The 21,176-nt window shown below is 38.9% G+C and carries 19 protein-coding genes; 14 read left to right on the top strand and 5 right to left on the bottom strand.

Annotated features, from left to right (window positions below; translation table 11 throughout):
• The first annotated feature begins 23 nt into the window (after window positions 1-23).
• Genes porL through porN form a run of 3 tightly spaced genes read left to right on the top strand, consistent with a single transcriptional unit; the run spans window position 24 to window position 3,318 of the window.
• A complete protein-coding gene (porL, locus tag B9A52_RS04225; protein WP_084119134.1) occupies window positions 24-821 on the top strand; it encodes a type IX secretion system motor protein PorL/GldL in 798 nt (265 codons plus the stop codon).
• Window positions 822-860: 39 nt separating this feature from the next.
• Window positions 861-2,462: a type IX secretion system motor protein PorM/GldM gene (gene porM, locus B9A52_RS04220; protein ID WP_084119133.1), complete on the top strand. Its 1,602-nt coding sequence runs from the start codon at window positions 861-863 to the stop codon at window positions 2,460-2,462.
• A 43-nt stretch (window positions 2,463-2,505) separates the two neighbouring features.
• Complete coding sequence (porN, locus tag B9A52_RS04215; protein WP_084123379.1) at window positions 2,506-3,318, top strand: type IX secretion system ring subunit PorN/GldN; 813 nt, start codon at window positions 2,506-2,508, stop codon at window positions 3,316-3,318.
• An 18-nt stretch (window positions 3,319-3,336) separates the two neighbouring features.
• Here the strand turns inward: porN and uvrC are convergent, their stop codons facing one another.
• From uvrC to porW, 3 genes are all read right to left on the bottom strand, one after another.
• Window positions 3,337-5,142 carry an excinuclease ABC subunit UvrC gene (gene uvrC, locus B9A52_RS04210; RefSeq protein ID WP_084119132.1) on the bottom strand — a complete coding sequence of 602 codons (1,806 nt, stop codon included), beginning with the start codon at window positions 5,140-5,142 and terminating at the stop codon, window positions 3,337-3,339.
• 66 nt (window positions 5,143-5,208) lie between these two features.
• On the bottom strand, window positions 5,209-7,485 hold the full coding sequence (locus B9A52_RS04205) for a penicillin-binding protein 1A (protein WP_084119131.1): 2,277 nt from the start codon (window positions 7,483-7,485) through the stop codon (window positions 5,209-5,211).
• Between the two features lie 30 nt (window positions 7,486-7,515).
• On the bottom strand, window positions 7,516-10,161 hold the full coding sequence (porW, locus tag B9A52_RS04200; RefSeq protein WP_084119130.1) for a type IX secretion system periplasmic lipoprotein PorW/SprE: 2,646 nt from the start codon (window positions 10,159-10,161) through the stop codon (window positions 7,516-7,518).
• Between the two features lie 106 nt (window positions 10,162-10,267).
• Between porW and B9A52_RS04195 the strand changes: the two genes are divergently transcribed.
• The 11 genes from B9A52_RS04195 (at window position 10,268) to B9A52_RS04145 (ending at window position 18,239) form a co-directional block, all read left to right on the top strand.
• The gene (locus tag B9A52_RS04195; RefSeq protein ID WP_084119129.1) at window positions 10,268-11,131 is read left to right on the top strand and encodes a M23 family metallopeptidase; all 864 of its coding nucleotides are present in this window, start codon (window positions 10,268-10,270) and stop codon (window positions 11,129-11,131) included.
• A 2-nt stretch (window positions 11,132-11,133) separates the two neighbouring features.
• On the top strand, window positions 11,134-11,574 hold the full coding sequence (locus B9A52_RS04190; RefSeq protein WP_084119128.1) for a bactofilin family protein: 441 nt from the start codon (window positions 11,134-11,136) through the stop codon (window positions 11,572-11,574).
• Complete coding sequence (locus B9A52_RS04185; protein ID WP_084119127.1) at window positions 11,462-11,785, top strand: AtpZ/AtpI family protein; 324 nt, start codon at window positions 11,462-11,464, stop codon at window positions 11,783-11,785. The genes B9A52_RS04190 and B9A52_RS04185 overlap by 113 nt, the downstream gene beginning before the upstream one ends.
• Before the next feature lie 27 nt (window positions 11,786-11,812).
• The gene (locus B9A52_RS04180; RefSeq protein WP_084119126.1) at window positions 11,813-12,199 is read left to right on the top strand and encodes a hypothetical protein; all 387 of its coding nucleotides are present in this window, start codon (window positions 11,813-11,815) and stop codon (window positions 12,197-12,199) included.
• Window positions 12,200-12,217: 18 nt separating this feature from the next.
• Window positions 12,218-13,243 (top strand): F0F1 ATP synthase subunit A, encoded by a 1,026-nt coding sequence (atpB, locus tag B9A52_RS04175; RefSeq protein ID WP_084119125.1) that lies wholly within the window; start codon window positions 12,218-12,220, stop codon window positions 13,241-13,243.
• Window positions 13,244-13,281: 38 nt separating this feature from the next.
• On the top strand, window positions 13,282-13,536 hold the full coding sequence (atpE, locus tag B9A52_RS04170; protein ID WP_009032918.1) for an ATP synthase F0 subunit C: 255 nt from the start codon (window positions 13,282-13,284) through the stop codon (window positions 13,534-13,536).
• A gap of 84 nt (window positions 13,537-13,620) precedes the next feature.
• Window positions 13,621-14,115, top strand: a complete 495-nt coding sequence (gene atpF / locus B9A52_RS04165; RefSeq protein WP_084119124.1) for a F0F1 ATP synthase subunit B — start codon at window positions 13,621-13,623, stop codon at window positions 14,113-14,115.
• 1 nt (window position 14,116) lies between these two features.
• Entirely contained in the window at window positions 14,117-14,677 is a 561-nt protein-coding gene (gene atpH, locus B9A52_RS04160; RefSeq protein WP_084119123.1) for an ATP synthase F1 subunit delta, read from the top strand.
• Window positions 14,678-14,708: 31 nt separating this feature from the next.
• Complete coding sequence (gene atpA, locus B9A52_RS04155; RefSeq protein WP_084119122.1) at window positions 14,709-16,289, top strand: F0F1 ATP synthase subunit alpha; 1,581 nt, start codon at window positions 14,709-14,711, stop codon at window positions 16,287-16,289.
• A 78-nt stretch (window positions 16,290-16,367) separates the two neighbouring features.
• On the top strand, window positions 16,368-17,237 hold the full coding sequence (gene atpG, locus B9A52_RS04150; protein ID WP_084119121.1) for an ATP synthase F1 subunit gamma: 870 nt from the start codon (window positions 16,368-16,370) through the stop codon (window positions 17,235-17,237).
• 159 nt (window positions 17,238-17,396) lie between these two features.
• Window positions 17,397-18,239: a UbiA prenyltransferase family protein gene (locus B9A52_RS04145; protein WP_084119120.1), complete on the top strand. Its 843-nt coding sequence runs from the start codon at window positions 17,397-17,399 to the stop codon at window positions 18,237-18,239.
• A 22-nt stretch (window positions 18,240-18,261) separates the two neighbouring features.
• On the opposite strand, the gene B9A52_RS04140 is transcribed toward B9A52_RS04145, so the two are convergent.
• Window positions 18,262-19,608, bottom strand: a complete 1,347-nt coding sequence (locus B9A52_RS04140; protein WP_084119119.1) for a neutral/alkaline non-lysosomal ceramidase N-terminal domain-containing protein — start codon at window positions 19,606-19,608, stop codon at window positions 18,262-18,264.
• The gene (locus B9A52_RS04135; protein ID WP_084119118.1) at window positions 19,608-20,771 is read right to left on the bottom strand and encodes an AIR synthase related protein; all 1,164 of its coding nucleotides are present in this window, start codon (window positions 20,769-20,771) and stop codon (window positions 19,608-19,610) included. The genes B9A52_RS04140 and B9A52_RS04135 overlap by 1 nt, the downstream gene beginning before the upstream one ends.
• Window positions 20,772-21,176 lie beyond the last annotated feature (405 nt).

Raw genomic sequence — 21,176 nt, 5'->3', positions numbered from 1 at the left:
CTAAACTCTTTACTTTTATTATTATGGCAAAGAACAATTCATTTAAACACAAATTTTACGGTAACATCATGCCGATGATTTATGGTATAGGTGCGTCTATCGTTATTCTAGGTGCGATGTTCAAAATCTTAGATTGGCAAGGCGCCAGTTTAATGATTGGTGTGGGTCTTACAACTGAAGCCCTCATATTTTTCCTTTCTGCTTTTGAACCAAAGCATGAAGAAATTGACTGGTCAAAAGTTTATCCCGAATTGTCAGGTGATGAACCTGCTTCGGCTAAAACCACCAAAAAAGAATCAAAAGATAATATCACTCAGAAATTTGATGATATGCTTTCCAATGCTAAAATCGGTCCCGATTTATTGGATAGCTTAGGCAAAGGAATTCAAAATCTTGCTACTTCAGCCGAAAAGATGGGCACACTTGCTGATGCGGCAGTAGCTACCAATGATTACGCAGCCAATGTTAAAACAGCCTCCAAAACACTGGTGGATATCAACCAATCTTATGGTAAAACCGCCATGGCACTTTCCGAACTTTCCAATGCTTCAAACGATGCCAAGGAATACCACAGTCAGGTGGTGACTGTCACCAAGAATCTTTCTGCACTTAACAATGTGTATGAAATGGAGCTGTTGGATGCACAAACGCATTTAAAAACATTGAATAAATTCTACGCCAATGTTTCTACAGCAATGGAAGGTCTCAATGAGGCCGGAAAAGAAACAGAGCAGTTCAAAAACGAATTGGCAAAACTCAATCAAAACGTGAGTTCACTCAATAAAATATATGGCGGTATGCTAACAGCCATGAAAGGTTAAGCCTAGTTAAATTAATGTTTAATCTTTTTATGAAATAAAATGGCTGGAGGAAAAGAAACCCCAAGACAACGGATGATCGGTATGATGTACCTGGTATTGACAGCATTGCTGGCTTTGCAGGTAAGTAATCAGATCCTTCAAAAGTTTGTATTGTTGAATGATGGTTTGGAAAGAACTTCCAAAAACTATATCAACAAGAATGAGTTTACGGTATCATCTATTGCAAGTACTGTCGAACAGCAGGGAAATAATGCCCGTGATGTTCCTAAGGTAGAAGCTTCGAGAGAAGTCAGAAAATTAACTTCTGAAATATTCAGTTATTTGGAAGATTTGAAACAGGAGTTGATAGAAACATCCAATGCAAGAGATGAGCAGGGACAATACAGGAATTCTTCGCTGAAAAACACTGATGTTCCGGGAAATATCTTCAATAATAATAGAAAGGGATTTGAAATGCAGGAAAAGCTTAATGCATATCCTGTACAGATTTCAGCTATTTTGAAGGAGATTGGATTGGATTTAACATTCGAAGATATTGCAAAGGATGCCAAAGACATAGAGATCTTCCAAAATGATTCTGAAGCAAGAAATAAGAATTTTGTGAATCTTAATTTTGTAAAATCTCCGGTAGGTGCGGTTATGGCCCTGATTTCACAATATCAGAATGAAGTTTTGAATATTGAAAGTGAGTCCCTAGCGGCAATTACAGGTTCAATTGGATCCTTCTATTTCAAATCCGATGTATTCAAAGCAAGTGTTGCAGCTACTTCCAATGTAGTGGCTGCCGGTACAAAGTTTGAAGGGAATCTGTTTATAGCCTCTTCCTCATCTTCTGCACAGCCTTTGATGACTGTTGATGGCAGACAGGTTCCGGTAGTAGACGGTTTTGGTGAAATCAGTTTTACTGTACCGCCTGCAAGTCAGTATGATGACAGGGGATTGGCCAGGAGAGTTCTAAAAGGTGAAATCACAGTTAATATTGCAGGAAAAGACTCTTTGTTGTCTGTTGACTATGAATATTTCGTAGCTCAGCCGATCATTAAGGTCACTTCTGAGGTAGTCAATCAGTTGTATGCGGATTGTGCCAATGACCTGATGATTGATGTCCCGGCATTGGGAAATTCCTATGCACCATCATTTACTGTGTCCAATGGTACTTCTATCCAAGGTAGCAAACCAGGTCAGTTGACCGTTATTCCAGGCAGTTCTGGAAAAGTAAATATCGGAGTAAGTAGTGGGGGCAATAAAATCGGAGATGTATCGTATGATATTAAACCGGTACCTGCTCCAACTGTCAGACTCTATGATGCCAGAGGTCAGATAGACCTGAGTGTTGCTTATCCTGCCCCAGGTCCATCTACTTTGATAGTAGAAGCAATTCCGGAACCTACTTTCGGTAGAACTATGGCAAGAGACGCAAACTTCGAGGTTACAGGTGGCGAGGTAATTCTTCTTAGAAATGAAGTCCCTCGGGAAAAGGTAAATATTTCGGGCAAAAATGTTGCTATCAGGAGTTTATTGGCTTCTTCAAGAAGTGGTGACAGACTTGTTGTCAGGGTTACTGAAGTGACAAGAACCAACTTCAGGGGTAATAAAATCAGGAATACACAGCCTGAAATTTACAGTATAACGATTAAATAATGGATGAACAATGCTGTTTGTATTGTTCCAAAATAAAATGAATATGAAACTTCATACTAAATTTATTGGTCTTCTATCACTTTGTGTGGTCATCCTTGGGATGGACGCCAAAGGGCAGGGAGCTACCAGTGTAACCCCTTCGGCCACTGGCGACAGACAATTCAAAATGGATACTATTTTCTCTGCTCATCCAATAAGAGAAGACGATAAAATGTATCAATTGTCAGTCTGGAGGAGAATAGATCTTCGTGAAAAATACAACCAACCACTATATGGTTCTGGAGATACCAAAAATGATGGTATCGTCAACCATATTTACAAAGCAATTGTAGAAGACAATGCTCTGGAAGTGTTTGGTGATGATAAATTCACGAGACCTCTATCCATTTCAGAATTTCAGGAGAATTTCTGGATTGCAGCAAATGGTGACAGCATCTTTGTGAAGCAACTGTATTACCTTGATTTTATGGAGGATTTTGTATTTGACAAGCATCATTCACAAATCAAATTTGATGTCAAGTACATTGAGTTGGTAATGCCTTCACAGACCAATGCCAATGCAGGTCAAAAAACCATTGGTTTTATCAGGTTCAAAGACTTCTATAACCACTTTATGGATCATCCTGAAGCCAAATGGTTGATTTTCCAGAATACGGCTAAAGTCTTGACTTACGATCAGGTATTTGACCAAAGACTGTTCAGGTCAGTTGTCAGAAGATATACGAATCCGGACAACGCCTATATTGCTGATTTGGTAAAACCAGGTCACCCTAATCCTGAATTGCAGGCCTTTTTGAATTCACTTGAATTTGAATATAAACTTCTCGATTTCGAAAACGGACTTTGGGAATGGTAAAAAAATAAAAGAGCGGAATTATCCGCTCTTTTTTTCTTTCAAGGCATTGTAAACTTTTTCTGCTTTATCATTCCCTACAATACTTGAAATTTCTTCAAGCGTTGCTTCCCTGATTTTCTTGAGAGATTTGAATTTACTCAACAACTTCTCCGCAGTATTATCTCCAATTCCATCGATATCTGTCAAAATGGAACCGAAAGCATTTTTACTCCTCACCTGACGATGAAATGTGATCGCAAACCTGTGGGCTTCATCTCTGATTCTTTGGATCAATCGTAAAGATTCGGATTTTTTGTCTATATGTAACGGGAATTGGTCCTCAGGGAAATATATTTCTTCCAGCCTTTTGGCTATTCCGATAATAGGCACTTGGCCATAAATGTCCAGTTCTTTCAGGGCTTCCACTGCCGAGGATAGCTGGCCTTTGCCTCCATCGATTACAATAAGCTTTGGTAATGGTTTCTCTTCTTCGATGATTCTTCGATATCGTCTTCCCACTACTTCCGTCATGCTGGCAAAATCATTTGGGCCTTCCACCGTTTTAATATGATAATGCCTGTATTCTTTGACGGCCGGCTTGCCGTTGAGGAAACAAACCATGCTGGCTACAGGGTTTGTCCCTTGAATATTGGAATTATCAAAACACTCAATGTGATCCGGCATGTCTTTGAGAGATAAGTCAGATTGAAGCTGCTTCAATACCCTGAATTTTTTATCACTGACATCACCGGAAGCTAAGAGCTTTTCTTTTTTATAATACCTGGCATTTTTTAATGAAAGGTCAATCAATTTCTTTTTGTCACCGATTTTTGGAACCGCAAAATTTAACCCCTCAAATTCTTCCTCCAGAGGGATATTGGCAATTATCTCCTGGGCATCACTGTTAAACTGATCTCTAAGCCTGATGATAGCCGTCAACAAAAGTTCAGCTTCTGATTCGTCTAATTTTTTTCTGAGTTCAACCGTCTTGGTAATAATGACAGATCCATTTTTGATTTTCAGGTAATTAACATAGGCTGTTTTTTCGTCTGTTTCTATGCCAAAGACATCGAGGTTGGTTATAGTAGGAGTGGTGATAAGGGATTTGGCATGATATTTCTCCAATAATTCCAGTTTGTTTTTGAAATAATGGGCTTTTTCAAATGCCAGATTTTCCGCTGCTTCCTGCATCTGCTTTTTAAAGTAAGCTTTTGCAATAGTCATGTTTCCTTTCAGGATATTCTTTGCCTGCTCAATCTCAACGAGATAATCCGCCTCGGATTGCAATCCTTCACAGGGGCCAAGACAATTTCCCAAATGGTATTCCAGACAAACTTTATACTTTTGTTCTTTGATTTTGGAAGGGCTGAGGTCAAGCCTGCAGGTACGTACAGTAAAAATATTTCTGATCAGGTCCAAAACATTGTTCATAGCTTTGACACTCGCAAAAGGACCGAAGAAATTGCCTTTTCCCGGGATCAATTTCCGGGTTTGATAAATGCGGGGAAAAGGTTCATTGGTCAGCAGCAGATAAGGATAGGTTTTGTCATCCTTTAATAGGATATTATATTTTGGTTGGGTTTTTTTAATGAGGTTATTTTCAAGTAACAATGCATCAAACTCATTATCTACGATGGTGATTTCAATCTTCCGGATTTCTTTCACCATTCTTTTGGTCTTGTAATTCAGACCCAGACTTTTGACAAAATAGCTACTTACTCTTTTTTTGAGGCTTTTGGCTTTTCCAACATAAATCAATTCATTTTCGCTGTTGAAATACTTGTAGACCCCGGGCAAGTCAGGGAGGGAATGATACTCTTCAATGGAATAAGATGAGGCCTGCATAATTGACAAATATAAAAAAACAGCCCTTTAGAAGGCTGTTTTTTATCAATTCATATAAATTCCTATTTAAAAATCGTTCTTGCTTTGATCATACTCAAAGTCTGTGAACCTACTGCTTTCAAGTTGATATTTTTCGCAATCAATTTCGACACTCAATGGTCTATCTGGTCTTGGGAATGGACCTTTTGTAATTCCTAAGGTTTTATCGGCATAAACTTTTGACATGAATTTGACCCAAATGGGTCTTGCAGTTTGTCCGCCCTGTCCGAGTGTCCAGCTTCGGAAGTGGATGGCCCTATCATCACCGCCAACCCAGGCACCTGAAACCAAGTCTTTGCTTAATCCCATATACCAGCCATCCGATGCATTTTGTGTTGTTCCCGTTTTTCCGCCTAACTCATTACCTTCATCCCTAAGTGTCCATGGGACACCTTGGCTTGTACCTCTTTCTTCTTCAAATCCACCTTTTAACATGTGGATCATTAGATAAGCATGTTCTTTGCTCATAGCAGGTTTTTTCTTAGGGGTAAATTGTTGTAGCAGGTTACCGTTTTTATCTTCAATGCGGTCAATATAAAAAGGAACGATATGCTCGCCTTCATTTACGAAGGTGCCCATGGCGCCCACCATTTCAAGTACGGATACATCACTCGTTCCCAATGCCAGGGCAGGTACTTCTTCAAGATCACTCACAATTCCTATTCTATGTGCTGTTTCCACAACGATTCTTGGTCCAAGCTTTTTCATCATGTAAGCTGAGACGGAGTTTACTGATTGGGCCATTGCCAATCTGATAGACATTTTTTCATAGGAGAATTTACCATCTGCATTTTTAGGCGTCCAGGTTGGCTGACCAGGGATATTGATTTCGATAGGCTGATCTATTACGGTGTAGCAGGGGCTATATCCATTTTCGATGGCCGCTGCATAAACAAAGGCTTTGAAGGTTGAGCCCGGCTGCCTTTTACTCTGTTTGACATGATCAAATTTGAAATGTTTGTGGTTTATCCCTCCTACCCAAGCCTTGATGTGTCCTGTTTTCGGGTCCATGGAGACAAATCCGGTTTGAAGATGTTTCTTATAATGTCTCAAAGAATCCATGGTGCTCATCAATGTATCTAACTCTCCAAACTCCCATGAGAAAACTTTCATCCTTTTTTTCTCATTGAGTTTGATGTTGATAGAATCAGTCGATGTACCATATCTTTTCACCAAATTACGGTAAGCTTCGGTCCGTTTAACCTGTGTTTCAAGGAAATTTGGAATTACCTGACCATTGTTGTCAAGCCATGGGTCTCTGTTACCCATTTCCTTTTCAAATTTCTTCTGCAATTCACGCATATGTTCCTGTACCGATTCTTCGGCATAGCGCTGCATCCTACTGTCAATGGTGGTGTATATTTTTAAACCATCCCCAAAAAGATCATAGGGAGTTCCATCGGCTTTTAGGTTTTCCTTGGTCCACTTGATCAAATCTGCCTTCAACACTTCTCTGAAATAAGTGGCCAATCCTTGATTTTGGTTTTCCACTTTGTAGTCAAGCTCCAAAGGAAGGTTTGAAATGGAGTCATATTCCATTTTACTTAACATACCATACTTTTCCATTTGGCCTAAAACTGTATTTCTCCTGCGCAGAGAATTTTCAGGATTGAAAACCGGACTGTAGTAGGAAGGTGCTTTGAAAAGCCCCACAAGCGTAGCGGATTCCTGAACACTCAGTTCAGAAGGTTCTTTGTTGAAAAATGTTTTTGAAGCTGTTTTGATTCCATAGGCGTTGCTTCCAAACTCAGAGGTATTTAAATACAAGGTAAGAATCTCATCTTTGGTGTATGATTTCTCCAACTTGGCGGCCACTATCCATTCTTTTGTTTTGATAATCAGCATTTTTAATCCGGGTACTTTACTCAAAACGCCCTGCGATTCCATATTCCGGGTTTTGAACAGGTTTTTAGCGGTTTGTTGGCTGAGTGTACTTCCTCCGCCTGCTGATTGCCTTAGTATCAGTGATTTAAACAACACTCTCCCCATACTCTGAAGGTCAATTCCTGAATGTTTTTCAAACCTGACATCTTCAGTCGCAATCAATGCCTGTACAAGGTTTGGGGCGAGTTCGGAATAAGTCACCGGAGTACGGTTTTCTCTGAAGTAATTTCCCAAAAGCAATCCATCTGAAGAATATAATTCTGAGGCCAATTCGGATTGGGGGTTTTCCAATTCCTTGAAATTGGGCAATTCACCAAAAAGCCCCAAAAAATTTGCACTGACTGCCATTACAAACAGGATAAACCCTATGAGTCCTGCAGCAAAGATTATCCAAATTGTTCTTATTATTTTTTGGGTCATTTAAATTCTGGAATTAGGGATTGCGGAATATTATTGATAGGCTTTTTTATAGAAATTTCTGTATTCATCAAGATTTTTTCTTTTGTTGAGTTCCTGAAAATTCTCAATGGAAATAAGGAAACTATTGGCTTTATCGTCAGCCGAAATTGAAGGTGTCTGAAAATCATTTACAAATTTTTCAAGATAGGCAATACCTCTTTCGGCATTATTGAATGGGCTTACTATGAAAATGACATTTTCTCTGCTTAAGTTCATATTACCGGTCCGTAATCGTGAACTTGCAAAATTTTGACTGTGGAAACTTTCCAGATCTGCCAATAGATTTTTTGAATCTTTTGCTTTTTCAGCTTCCAAGACAATCACAAATATATGTGTTTGGTTAGGATTAACCTCGTAGGGAGAATCTTCCTCTTCGGTTTCTTCGAGTGCCGCGTCTTCCTCTTTTGTTGTTTCCTCTTCGAGTTCATCGACTAGGTCCGCAGTATCTGACTCATCCGTTTGGAGATTTTCACCTGTCAATGCAGCAAGCATATTTCTTGCCATATTTGTTAAATCATTGTTTTCTACAGTTTGGATATAATTTTCCAACCTTTCCTTATATCTGTTGGTATCATCTATTTTTCCGGAAATCATTATATCGAGGAGCATCAATTTATCTGTGTTTTTGGTCAGTGGATGAGCTTCCAGAGTGGTACGGATAATTTTTCTGGATTCTGAGTACTGATTATTATAATACAATTCATAAGCTTCCTTATAATTCCTGGAAGATTCAAGATATGCCTGATTTCCGGTACTTCCATCAGGATTGTTCACTGCCATGGTGAAAGGTGACTCCGGGAATTCCCGATTTAACCGTTGGACAAATATTTCTGAATTTCCTCCGGATTCTTTGTTTGCCAGATAAAGTATATAGTAAGCTTCAGGTTTTTTGATGGTGTTTGGATATTTGGTAATAAGGCTTTCCAGATATTCAATACTGATGTCAGGTACTTTCAAGTCAAAAAACAGGATTTTACCAACCTCAAAATAAGCCTTTTCCAAATCAAGTTTCATGCTGTTGATTTTTTCAGGATCACTGGGTATTGCAGCAAGAAGTGTTTCTATTTCCGGAATCTGCGAAAGTAAAGGGTTTTCATCAGTCTCCTCATCAGTTAATTCCCCATCCGTTTCATTGATCTGAACATTATTTGGCGCAGTAGCGGTGGATTGGAAATTTTGGACATTTCTACGCCAATTGTCCTGTAATGTTCTGTTTCCCCAATTCCTGTAAAAATCAATTGAGCCCTGTTGGAGTGCCTGGGCATTATCAAAATAAAATGATTCTCCGGAACCTCTTCCTGTAAATGCAAGTAAATTATCGAAAATGCCCGTGCTGCTTTTTGATTTATCTTTTTCAGTGGCTTCATTGAGTAGTCTTTCTTCTTCTTTTTTGATAAACGCTTCGGCAATCATTTCCTGTTCTTCCCTGCTCATTCCACTGAGTTGAATAAGGCTGTCATATTTGGTGACTATATCATAATGCTCTACATACCTGTCAAGGATTTCTTTTCTCGCCACAATAAAGTCATAAGGGGGGTCGGTGGGCCTAAAATGAACCATGGCACTGTCAAGGTAAAATTTTGCCGCTCTGAAGTCATTTTTGACATCAAAACTGATTTCGGCAAGCTTCTCATAGATATAGCCTTTTTGGATTGGATTACTGCCTTCTTCCTTTGCAGCTCTGATCAAAAGAGCTTCGGCCAATTCCAATTCATTTTGCTTTAATTCAAAAAGGGCTTTTTCATATAGGATAACATCTTTAAGATCTTTGTTTTTACTGTCATTGTATAAGTCATCAAAGTAACTCCTTACGCGTTTGATATCTTTGGTTTTGTTCAATTCAGCTACTTGCTGCGCATAAAGCAGGGCAAAAAAGCTTCTTTCATAAGGAGGGTTTCCTTTTAGAGACTCCTGATAAAAGTCGTATGCCAAAGCATCCATTCCCTCTCTTTGATAAAGTTGGGCCAGTATGAAATTGATTCTGGATTTTTCCTTTTTGTCTTTTGTGAAACCAAGAGCCATGTCCAATGAGCCCACTTTGCCATTGACATCTTCTCGGCTGTCATAATAATAGGCCAGGGTTTTATAGAGTTGAAATTTATTTTCCCTACTTATCCCTGATTCCTTTGAAAGATAATCAATCACATAGGTCGCATCATCAAAATTTTTGAGGTCAGTAAACAAATGCATCAACTGAATCAGACTTTGATGCCTTATTTTTTTATTCTTACTGTTGACATTCAGGTACCTGAATGTATTGGAAGCATCATCAAATTTAGCATTGTAATAGTCTGCCATCCCTATTAAAAAATAACTGGGATCTTTCCATTTGGAAATCCTATGCCAGTCTATTGCTTTGGAGGCAAAATCCTTTACTTCAGTTAACAGTTCCTCGTTCTGTTCAATAAATGCACTGTCTACGGTATAAAAAACAGGCAGCACCTGACTGAAGTCTTCTCGGTGATTAAGGCGAATTCCTTCTTCCAATTCCTCAATTTTAGCATTTGCATAGAAATAAGCATTATACTTGGCCGTTGTATTGTGATATAATCTATTGGTAAAAGTATTCCGCTCGGAGGAACAGGATATTACCACAAGGGCAAAAAAGAAATAGAAGATGTTTTTGGTTCTGTTCATGCTGAAGCATTGGGCATAATTCTGCCAAATTACTCTAATTGATGTAAATTAGTAAACGCTTTGGATTATTATTATATTTTTGAATCCCCAAACAAATCGTAAAAGATTGAGTCTAAAGAAAAAAATAGCAAACTGGTTGACGGCAAAGTATCTTTTTGTCATCAGAAAAGAACAGGATTTTTCTGTTTTAGGATCTTTCAATATATCTTTTGGAAGAATCATATTACTCTTTTCTTTTTTGTTCATTATCATATTCGGACTTTCTTTGTTGATGTCCAAAACTATTCTGAGACAATGGTTTGATCCTGTATTTATTGAGTCTGAAAACACGGCCAAAATAATTGTTTTGTCTGATATCGTTGACTCTCTTTCTCTGGCTGTTCGTCAAAAGGATCTATATTTGGCCAATTTACAAAAGGTGATTGCAGGAGAAAGTGACTTCGAATTCATGGAAACAGAGGATTCACTAAATCTGGCAGGGAGTAAAAGGGAAAATAACTTTGAACCCAGTGAAGCCACTATAAGTATTTTGAAGGAGTTTGAAGGTGTACCATTGGATTTTTCCGGCCAAATAGAAACTTCTACCAATACCTTTACGGAGACTTTTTTCTTTTCACCCATCAAAGGGGTGTTGACTGCCGGTTTTGATCCCCAAAACAACCACTATGGAGTGGATATCGTAGCCAAAGAAAATGAACCGGTAAAGGCCATAACGGATGGAACAGTAATTCTGGCTACATGGACATTAGAGACTGGATATATCATCAGCATCCAACATTCAAACGAATTGATTTCTATTTATAAACATAATTCGGTATTATTGAAGAAGATTGGTGATGTGGTCCGTGGAGGAGAAATCATTTCCATCATTGGAAATACAGGAGAATTGACCTCAGGACAGCATCTTCACTTTGAACTTTGGTACAAAGGTACCCCACTTAATCCCCAAAAATTCATAACATTCGATTAGCTATGTTCAACAACAAAACAACAACAACCGAAAAAAAATCTGCCGTAGAGATGGTCAATTCCACCAATGTAATTTCAAAGGAAACCAGAATCGTGGGAGATATCGATGCGGCAGGCAATATCCGCATTGAGGGACAACTTGAAGGAATTGTTCAATCCAAAACAAAGATTGTTATCGGAGAATCTGCAATCATTAAAGGGAATATTTCAGCCCCTGATGCAGAAATCTCAGGCAAAGTAGAAGGAGAAGTTTTTTGCACCGGCAGCTTGTATCTGAATAAAACCGCTGTGGTCACAGGTAACATTACTACCCAAAAACTGATTGTTGAAAATGGTGCTGTTTTCAACGGCAAATGTCAGATTACAACATCCTCTCAATCCATGGTCGTATCCAAATCCAATCAAAGTGACGGAGAGCCAAAAAAACAAATCGCCTCACTCTAATGCTTACCTCAAGTACATAGGTCTATCCTTTCAGCTTTTTACGGTAATAGGTCTAGGTACTTGGTTTGGTTGGTATGTGCAACAGAAAAGCCAGATGAAATTTCCCATCTGGCTTTTATTGTTTTGCTTACTCTCAATAATAGTAGCTTTTTACCATTTATACATCACAATGAAAAACGATCAAAAACCAGAGGATGAACATAAAAAGTAATAGTTTTGCGTCCTGTCAAGTTTAATTATGAAAGCCATCAAAATACTCACCCTGAAATTACTGGTTTTTTCTTTGCTTATTGCAGGCATCATCTATTTGCTACAGGAATTCATAAAGCCTGAATGGGTGCATGAAACGATGTGGATCATCTTGTCTTTTTTTGTTATTCTGACCTGGCTGACTGGAATGTTTACCCATTATTTACTTGAGCTCAGCAAAGAAAATTCTGTAAGTATCATTTTGGGAGGTATCGGAATCAGGTTTTTGGCAAGCGTTGGTTTTGTTGCGATCCTTCTATTCATGGGAGTTGAGAATTTAATTTTGTTTGTGGTCAATTTCTTCATCATTTATTTCTTTTACTTATTGTTTGATATATACACCTTAATAAGTAATTTGCGCCCGAATTCAGATTAGGTACTTAATAATTATTTGATGGTCCGTAAATTTCTTTGCCTAAGTATTTTAATATCAGTATTTTGGCTAGGTTTTTCAAATGTCGTTTCGGCGGCAGGTGATGAAGAGAGTAAGACAGGTTTTATCCTACCCCACGTAATGGATAATTATGAGTGGCATTTTGCTACAATTGGGCATACCCATATTACCCTTCCTCTACCAGTTATTATCTATTCCCCGGATCAAGGTTTGGAATTCTTCCTTTCTTCAAATTTTCAGAATCACGAAACACATAAGTTCGGTAAAGAATACGGAGTCAGCGGCTACTATATTGATGAGAATTATCAATTGGGTGCTTTAGATGAGTCAAGGACTTTTTACGATTTTTCGATCACAAAGAACGTGACCATGATGTTTATTGTGATTGCTGTATTGCTTTTTCTAATGCTTAATTCAGCTAAATTTTACAAGAAAAATCCAGGTACTGCACCAAAAGGAATTGCTTCATTCATTGAACCAATAGTCATTTTTGTGAGGGATGAAATCGCATTGCCGAATATTGGCCATAAAAAATACCTGAAATTTACACCATATCTATTGACTTTGTTTTTCTTTATCTGGGTAGGAAACCTTTTGGGCCTATTTCCTGAAGCGGCAAACTTCACCGGAAATATTGCCTTAACTTTCACTCTTGCCATTTTTACTTTTATTATTACAAACGTCAATGGAAATAAAGATTACTGGAAACACGTCTTTGCAACACCCGGAGTACCGGTTCCATTATTGTTGATCATCGTTCCTGTAGAAATCATTGGTTTGTTTACCAAGCCCTTTGCCTTGATGGTCCGACTTTTTGTTGCGATCACCGCAGGCCACATTGTTATCCTGAGTTTCATTGCCCTGATATTTGTATTCGAATCATTGGCTGTTGGAGTTGCAAGTACTATAATGGTAGTATTTATCAATTTTATAGAAATATTGGTCGCCACCATACAAGCCTATGTATTTACCCTGTTTTCTGCTATGTATATTGGTTTGGCAGTGGCGGAACATGATCATCATTAATCTGTAATTACTTTGTTCAATTTATAAATCAAACACGTATGTTAACTTCAATCTTATTAACTGCCGGATTTGCACTGATGGGTGCTGGTATCGGAGCCGGAATTGTCGCAATAGGCGCAGGTCTGGGTATTGGTAGAATCGGTGGTCAAGCAATGGAGGGCATTGCCCGTCAGCCTGAAGCAGCTGGAAAAATCCAGACTGCCATGTTGATCATTGCAGCTCTTATTGAGGTGGTTTCTTTGTTTGCGGTAGTAGTTTGTCTACTTATCGCATTGGGAGATTACACTTTCTAAAGAAAGTTATGGGATTGGCGCTAGGCCAATCCCTCTCTTTTTATTTATTGAACAAGCGCAGTTAATCTAATAAATTAAATCAATATGGGACTCATTACACCTGGATTGGGATTGATATTCTGGTCCGCCCTTGGATTTTTGATCGTTCTTTTCCTGCTTTCGAAGTATGCCTGGAAACCAATTCTTGCGGCATTGGACGAAAGGGAAAAAAGCATTGAAGAAGCACTGAAATCAGCAGAAATTGCCAGAAATGAAATGGCCAATCTTAAAGCGGAAAATGAAAGAATAATTCATGAAGCCAAGATTGAAAGAGATAAAATGTTGCTTCAGGCCAGCGAAACTTCCAAACAAATGGTAGAAGAAGCAAAAGATCTGGCTGCAAAAGAAGGACAATTGATGCTTGAAAAGGCAAAAGCTGCCATCGAGACAGAAAAACTTGCCGCCTTGGAAGAGTTAAAAGTCCAGGTAGGTATCTTATCATTGGCAGTGGCAGAGAAATTATTGAAAAGAAACTTTACTTCTGATGCTTCCCAGCAAAAACTGGTTGAGGAATTGGTGAAGGATATCAAGCTAAATTAATATGTCGAATATCAGAGTTGCATCCCGATACGCCAAATCACTTCTCGAACTTGCTGAAGAGCATAACGTGCTTGAGGCAGTTAAAGGAGATTTCAAGACATTTTTATCCATTGTTGATGAGAACAGGTCAGTTGGATTAGCTTTGGATAGTCCGGTGATCAATTATGATAAAAAGTTTAATATCTTAAAATTGTTGCTCGGAAAATCAGCCAATAAATTGACCATTAGCTTTTTTGACCTTGTCACCAGAAAAAAAAGATCCAATGTTTTGGTTTCCACCGCGAAGGAATTTTTAAGACAATATAATGTCTATAAGAATATTCAAGTGGCTGAAATTACCACGACCTTGCCCTTGACAGAAGATCTAAGAGAAGAAATAATCAATCTTGTCAAGGAAATTTCAGGTCTGGAAAAGGTAGAATTGGTTGAAAAGATCGACAAAGACCTCATTGGAGGATTTGTTCTCAAGGTAGGTGATAAACTTTGGGATGATTCTATCAGTGGCAAATTGAGAAAGGCAAGGATGAAGTTTGCACAGAGATATTTCGTTAAATTATACTAGTAATCAAGAAAAATATTAATACAAAAATACAATGGCACAAATAAGACCTGATGAAGTTTCAGCCATTTTGAGAGAACAACTCTCTAATGCAAAGACTGATACTGAACTTGAAGAAGTGGGTACCGTCCTCCAAGTTGGGGATGGTGTAGCACGTATATATGGACTTACCAAAGCCCAAGCCGGTGAATTGTTGGAGTTCGACAATGGTCTTAAGGCCATGGTTCTCAACTTGGAAGAAGACAATGTTGGTGCGGTACTTTTTGGTGATTCCAAATTGGTCAAAGAAGGTGACAATGTAAAAAGAACTAAGAAAATTGCCTCTATCAAGGTGGGTAACGGTATGTTGGGCAGGGTAGTGGATACCTTGGGCAATCCCATTGATGGAAAAGGGCCATTGGAAGGTGATTTGTACGAAATGCCTTTGGAACGAAAGGCTCCCGGTGTAATCTACCGTCAGCCGGTAACCGAACCACTTCAAACCGGTATCAAAGCGATTGACTCCATGATTCCGATCGGAAGAGGACAGCGTGAACTCATCATTGGTGACCGTCAGACCGGTAAAACCGCTGTGGCCATTGATACTATTTTGAATCAAAGAGAATTCTACGAAAGAGGCGAGCCCGTATTCTGTATCTATGTAGCTATCGGTCAAAAAGCTTCAACAGTAGCAGGTATAGTATCAGCTTTGGAAAAAGGCGGCGCACTTCCATATTCAGTAGTCGTATCAGCATCAGCATCAGATCCGGCGCCAATGCAGTTCTATGCACCATTTACAGGAGCTTGTATAGGTGAATTTGTAAGAGATACAGGTAGACCCGCTTTGATTATTTTTGATGATCTTTCCAAGCAAGCAGTTGCTTACCGCGAAGTTTCCTTATTATTGAGAAGACCTCCGGGACGTGAAGCTTATCCGGGTGATGTATTCTACCTGCACTCAAGATTATTGGAAAGAGCCGCCAAAATCAATGATTCTGATGAAATTGCAAGGCAAATGAACGACCTACCTGAATCCATCAAGCACTTGGTAAAAGGTGGAGGTTCATTGACAGCTTTACCGATCATTGAGACCCAAGGTGGTGACGTATCTGCTTATATTCCAACTAACGTTATTTCCATCACTGATGGTCAGATTTTCTTGGAAACCAACCTTTTCAACTCCGGTATCCGTCCTGCTATCAACGTGGGTATTTCTGTATCGAGGGTTGGGGGTAATGCGCAGATCAAGTCTATGAAAAAAGTGGCCGGTACACTAAAACTTGATCAGGCACAGTTCCGTGAATTGGAAGCTTTCTCCAAGTTTGGTTCTGATCTTGATGCATCAACTAAGAGAATTATTGAAAGGGGAAGAAGAAATCAGGAAATTCTTAAGCAACCACAATATGCTCCGGTTCCGGTTGAATACCAAGTTGCGATTATTTATGTATCCACCAAAGGATTTATGGATAGCATCCCGGTTGAGAAAGCAAGACAGTTCGAAGCAGAGTTTTTCAATCTCCTGAGAAGCAGTCATCCTGAGGCTTTGAAATTGATCCTTAAGAATGATATCGATGCGGCCGGAAAAATCCTGGAACAAGCAGCCAAGGATTTGTCTGCCAAGTATGCCAAACAATAATTTAACCAATCAATCCGGAGACAACCCGTTTTCTCCGGATTTATTTACAAAATATTTCTTTTCTTACAATAATATCTTATGGCCAACCTTAAGGAAGTAAAGCAAAGGATCACCTCGGTCACTTCTACCCAGCAGATTACCAGAGCCATGAAAATGGTAGCTGCAGCAAAGCTGAGAAGGGCCCAGGATAGGATATTGAAAATGCGTCCCTATTCTCAAAAACTTACCTCTATTCTCAATGATGTCATATCCGGAATGGGAGGTGAGTTGGATGTGGTCTATGCACAACAGAGAGAAGTCAAAAGTGTCTTGTTGGTAGTCATGACCTCTGATAAAGGCCTATGCGGAGCTTTCAATTCCAATGCTATTAAAGCAGCTGTTTACTTATTGGAAAATAGATTTAAAGCCGCCGACGTCACGATACTTCCCCTAGGAAAAAAGGCTTTTGAATATTTTTCAAAAAGAGGATACCAAATCAATTCTGATTATTATGGAATTTTCGCAGATGTGAAATACGATGAAGTCAGGGAAATTGCACTTTATGCCATGAAAGGTTTTGAATCAGGGAAATTCGATCATGTAGCTATGGTGTACAACCATTTCAGAAATGTAGCTACTCAGGACGTCACTGTCGAACAATTCCTTCCTATGGGTGTTGATGCCTCAGAAAAGAAAGAAGTAAGTACCGATTATATCCTTGAACCTTCCAAGGAATATGTGGTTCAGGATTTGGTTCCAACGGCTTTGAAAACGCAGCTTTATAAAGCTGTTCTTGAAAGCAATGCTTCAGAACACGGGGCCAGGATGACCTCTATGGACAAGGCTACTGAAAATGCAGGAGAATTGTTGAAAGAACTCAAATTATTATACAACAGATCCCGACAAGCTGCTATCACCAATGAAATCCTTGAGATTGTTGCTGGTGCAAATGCGTTGGAAGGTAATTGATATTAAAACAATAAACCAAGTTAAAAGCTGCCAATAGGTGGCTTTTTTCATTTAATGGCTTTTGCAACTTCTGCTGCCATGATTGCTTCAATATATAAAATACAGATGGATGAAAAACAAAAGAGGAATTAAATTTGGGAACTTCCTCGATTCGTCGCCATGAAAAAGATCAAATATTTTTTACTTGCCATCAATCTTTTATCTCTAGACGTGGTGCTAGGGGCTTGTGCGGGTATGTATTTTTTTTCCGATTTATTGGATGTCAAAAGTCCGTTTTTGACTTATGTTCTTTTAGGCTTGGCCGTTTGGGGGATTTATACTTTTGATCATTTATTGGATGCAAAATTTACCGGGAGAACTGCGATTTCCAAAAGGCACCGCTTTCATCAACAATATTTTAAATCCATAATTATCATCTGGTTACTCCTGATTTTGTTTGGCGTGTGTTTATTGATGTTTTTTCCTCAAATCCAATTTATAGTTTTACCGGGATCGGTTTTAGCTTTGATGATGATTTTTTGGATGGGATTAATAAGATGGATAGGTGAAAGGGCCTCTTGGCTGAAGGAAATTTCCACTGCGGTATTTTATGTGGCAGGTATTGTTTTGGTCCCTGTGCTTTTGGCCCCAAAAGAATATTTAAACCATTTTTTCTATCTTTTTTTTGGGGCTTATTCGGTTTTGGCCTGCATCAATCTATTGATTCTTTCATTTCTTGATCGGGAAGGGGATAGGATAGATGGGTATGGTTCTGTTTTGGTAATTATTTCCAAAAGGCAATTGTCCAATCTTGTTTGGATTTTGGGAATTTTCCTGTCAGGGTTTTTGATCATTCTTTTGTTCTGGATACCTTCTTTTTACAAAATCCATTGTAGTTTACTTTTGATTATGGTCTTATTCCACCTCCTTCAGTTTTCTTCCAGTCATCAAAACAATAAAGATGTCATCAGACAAAAATTGGAAGCGTCATTCATATTACCCTTGATATTATTGTTCTTTTAGAGCTTTACGTAAAAAGAATAGGTCAACCGGCTTTATCGATCAATTTCCTTATGATCTCATCAAAATAGGCACCGTTATAGGGCCCATACCAATTCATGTCCCGGACTTCATATAAGGGGTAGTTGTAGTATTCATCGGGAGTAATATAACCGATATAACCCCCATTGAAGCAAGTGATGATCAATTCCAATCCGCGATCTTTGGCGAAAGCTTCCCAATCTGCCATAAAAACTCCTGATATTTCCCCACTGGAACTGATCATTAAAACATTCCCGATTTGGATAATGTCAAAATGGGGATTGGTATCCCCAAGAAGTGCATTGAAAATCCAAGGCCTTACTCTTGTTTTTTCCCTAATCCTGAAATGTGCCTTTCTGAGGTTTAAGGGTAATTGGGCCATGGAAATATTACTTTGGTTAATTATTGTTGTCTTTTCAATGTTTCCTTCCAGATTTAAATGAAGCGCTTTGGCATAATCCGTCACATCTTCTGGAGCTTTCCCATTCGTCACAGGCCGATGACTGCCTACTGTACCTGCAGCAAAAAGTGAAAAATCATAGCCGCTATCCTCCATCATTTTGGTGAGATAATGCGGATAATCTCCGGACAGACCCATAAACTTTGAGTTCAAAATAGTCGGGTGGGCACTGAAAGTCATAAAAGATCCTTTCATTCCATTTTTCTTTTCAAAAATGATTTGTCGGATATAGGGGTCTACAGGATCTTCTTTGATCAGCCTGTTGGCCACCAGAGTATCTGCTCTTGATTTTTGGAAAAAAATTTCGACGGTATCTTTGACAGAAATTGCTTTTTTTAAGCCCTCAATTGTTTTGTCTGTCAATAGGGAAACTATCGTTTTGTCTATTCCGCCCAAAGCTAGTTTACTGACCAAACCGGGAATATATCCCCCCATGCCGCTGTGGGTATGGGTAGCAGTGAAATAAACATAGTCTAATGGTAGATTTTCTTTTTTTATGGCTGTGTTGATTTTTTCCTGGAGAAAAGGATGGACTATCATCAGCTCATAATTCACAAAGGCAACGGTGGAGTTTCCATTTCCAATGACCAAAGATTTGACAAAACTGCTGTCCTGAACAAATTGATATTTACCTCTGGGTTTATAACCCAGGAGCTTTGCCGGAGTGTCAGGGGTCACATTTAAGGAAGACCAACCTGCCAACCAAATGTCACCTTTTTTGGTTTTGTACTTCAAGGTATCCAAATGGGACATGGTTTGATCGTAATATTCCATATCCCTGTAATCTCTCCAATCCACTTTGGTCAATGTAACCAAAGCCAAAAAAACAACCACACCAAAAATCCATGCAAATGTTTTGAAAACCTTATGGGCGATTTTTCTTTGCATCATCAATACTCAAAAGTTCCATGCTTGCCGCTTACTGTAACTTTTTTGCCTTCATGAGGGACAACCCTACCGATAATTTTTGCCTCTACCCCCAACGTTTCTGCTATATCCACCACCTCTTCGGCATACCTTTCCTCCAGGTAGATTTCCATTCGGTGTCCCATATTAAAAACTTTATACATTTCTTTCCAATCTGTACCGCTTTCTTCCTGAATGATCTTAAACAATGGCGGGGTTTCAAAAAGGTTGTCCTTGATGACATGCACATTATCTACAAAATGAAGCACTTTAGTCTGGGCCCCACCGCTACAGTGGACAATCCCATGAATCTTTGGCCGTAAATATTTTAACACATCCACCATTATCGGGGCATAGGTTCTGGTGGGAGAAAGGACCAGTTTTCCCATATCGATTGGTAATCCAGGAGAGGGATCTGTAAGATTATACTTTCCTGTATAAACCAAATCGGAAGGAACTGCAGAATCAAAACTCTCAGGAAATTTTGTTTTTAAAAGCTTATTGAATACATCATGCCTGGCCGAGGTAAGTCCGTTGGATCCCATTCCTCCATTGTAAAAGTCTTCATAGGTTGACTGTCCATGAGAAGCCAAGCCCACTACCACATCACCGGATTTGATTTTATCATTGGAAATAACCTCATCCCGTCTCATTCTACAGGTCACAGTACTGTCGACGATAACGGTTCGTACCAAATCTCCTACATCGGCAGTTTCTCCTCCTGTCAAAACCACATTGACACCATGGTCACGGAGCATTTGCAGAACTTCTTCGGTGCCATTGATAATGGCAGAAATAACCTCGCCAGGGATGAGGTTTTTGTTTCGACCTATGGTAGAAGAGACAAGTATATTGTTGATAGCGCCTACACAAAGCAGGTCATCGATATTCATGATGATGGCATCTTGGGCAATACCCTTCCAAACACTCAGATCCCCGGTTTCTTTCCAATACATATAGGCGAGCGAAGACTTTGTTCCCGCACCGTCAGCATGCATGATATTGCAATATTCAGGATCGTTGCCGAGCGTATCCTCTACTATTTTGCAAAAAGCTTTTGGATAAAGACCTTTATCCAATTTGGATATTGCCTGGTGTACGTCTTCTTTGGATGCCGAAACACCCCTTTGCATATACCTTTCGTTCATAAGGGAATTTAGGATTGGTTCTTATGGTTCAAAGTTAAGGATTTAATGGGTGAAAGGAAGTTTTGAAAATTGAAAGATTGAAAGATATCAGTGCTTTAAGTTAAATCTTGCAAAGTTTTCAATTTGAATAAAACTACCGGTCTGTTTTTAACTGAAAGAGGATACATCTTTGAATGATGCTGAATATTTCATTCTTCTCTTTAGAATCTCCTTACATCTCAATTATACTGTTTGTAAACTTTTTCCAAATTTCATCAAGAGGATTCTTTCTGCATATCCGCATTTATACCCAAAACCAAATAGACAAGGTTTGGAGTTCAAATGAATTTGTTACCGATTCTTCCCCATTGATACAAATCATGAGAATCAATGATTTAGGTCATGTTTTTAAAGAGATTATGTGGA

Source organism: Aquiflexum balticum DSM 16537 (assembly GCF_900176595.1).
GTDB classification, from domain to species: Bacteria; Bacteroidota; Bacteroidia; order Cytophagales; family Cyclobacteriaceae; genus Aquiflexum; species Aquiflexum balticum.
Note: the sequence above shows the minus strand (reverse complement) of the source record. Positions and strands in the feature narration are given on the sequence as shown.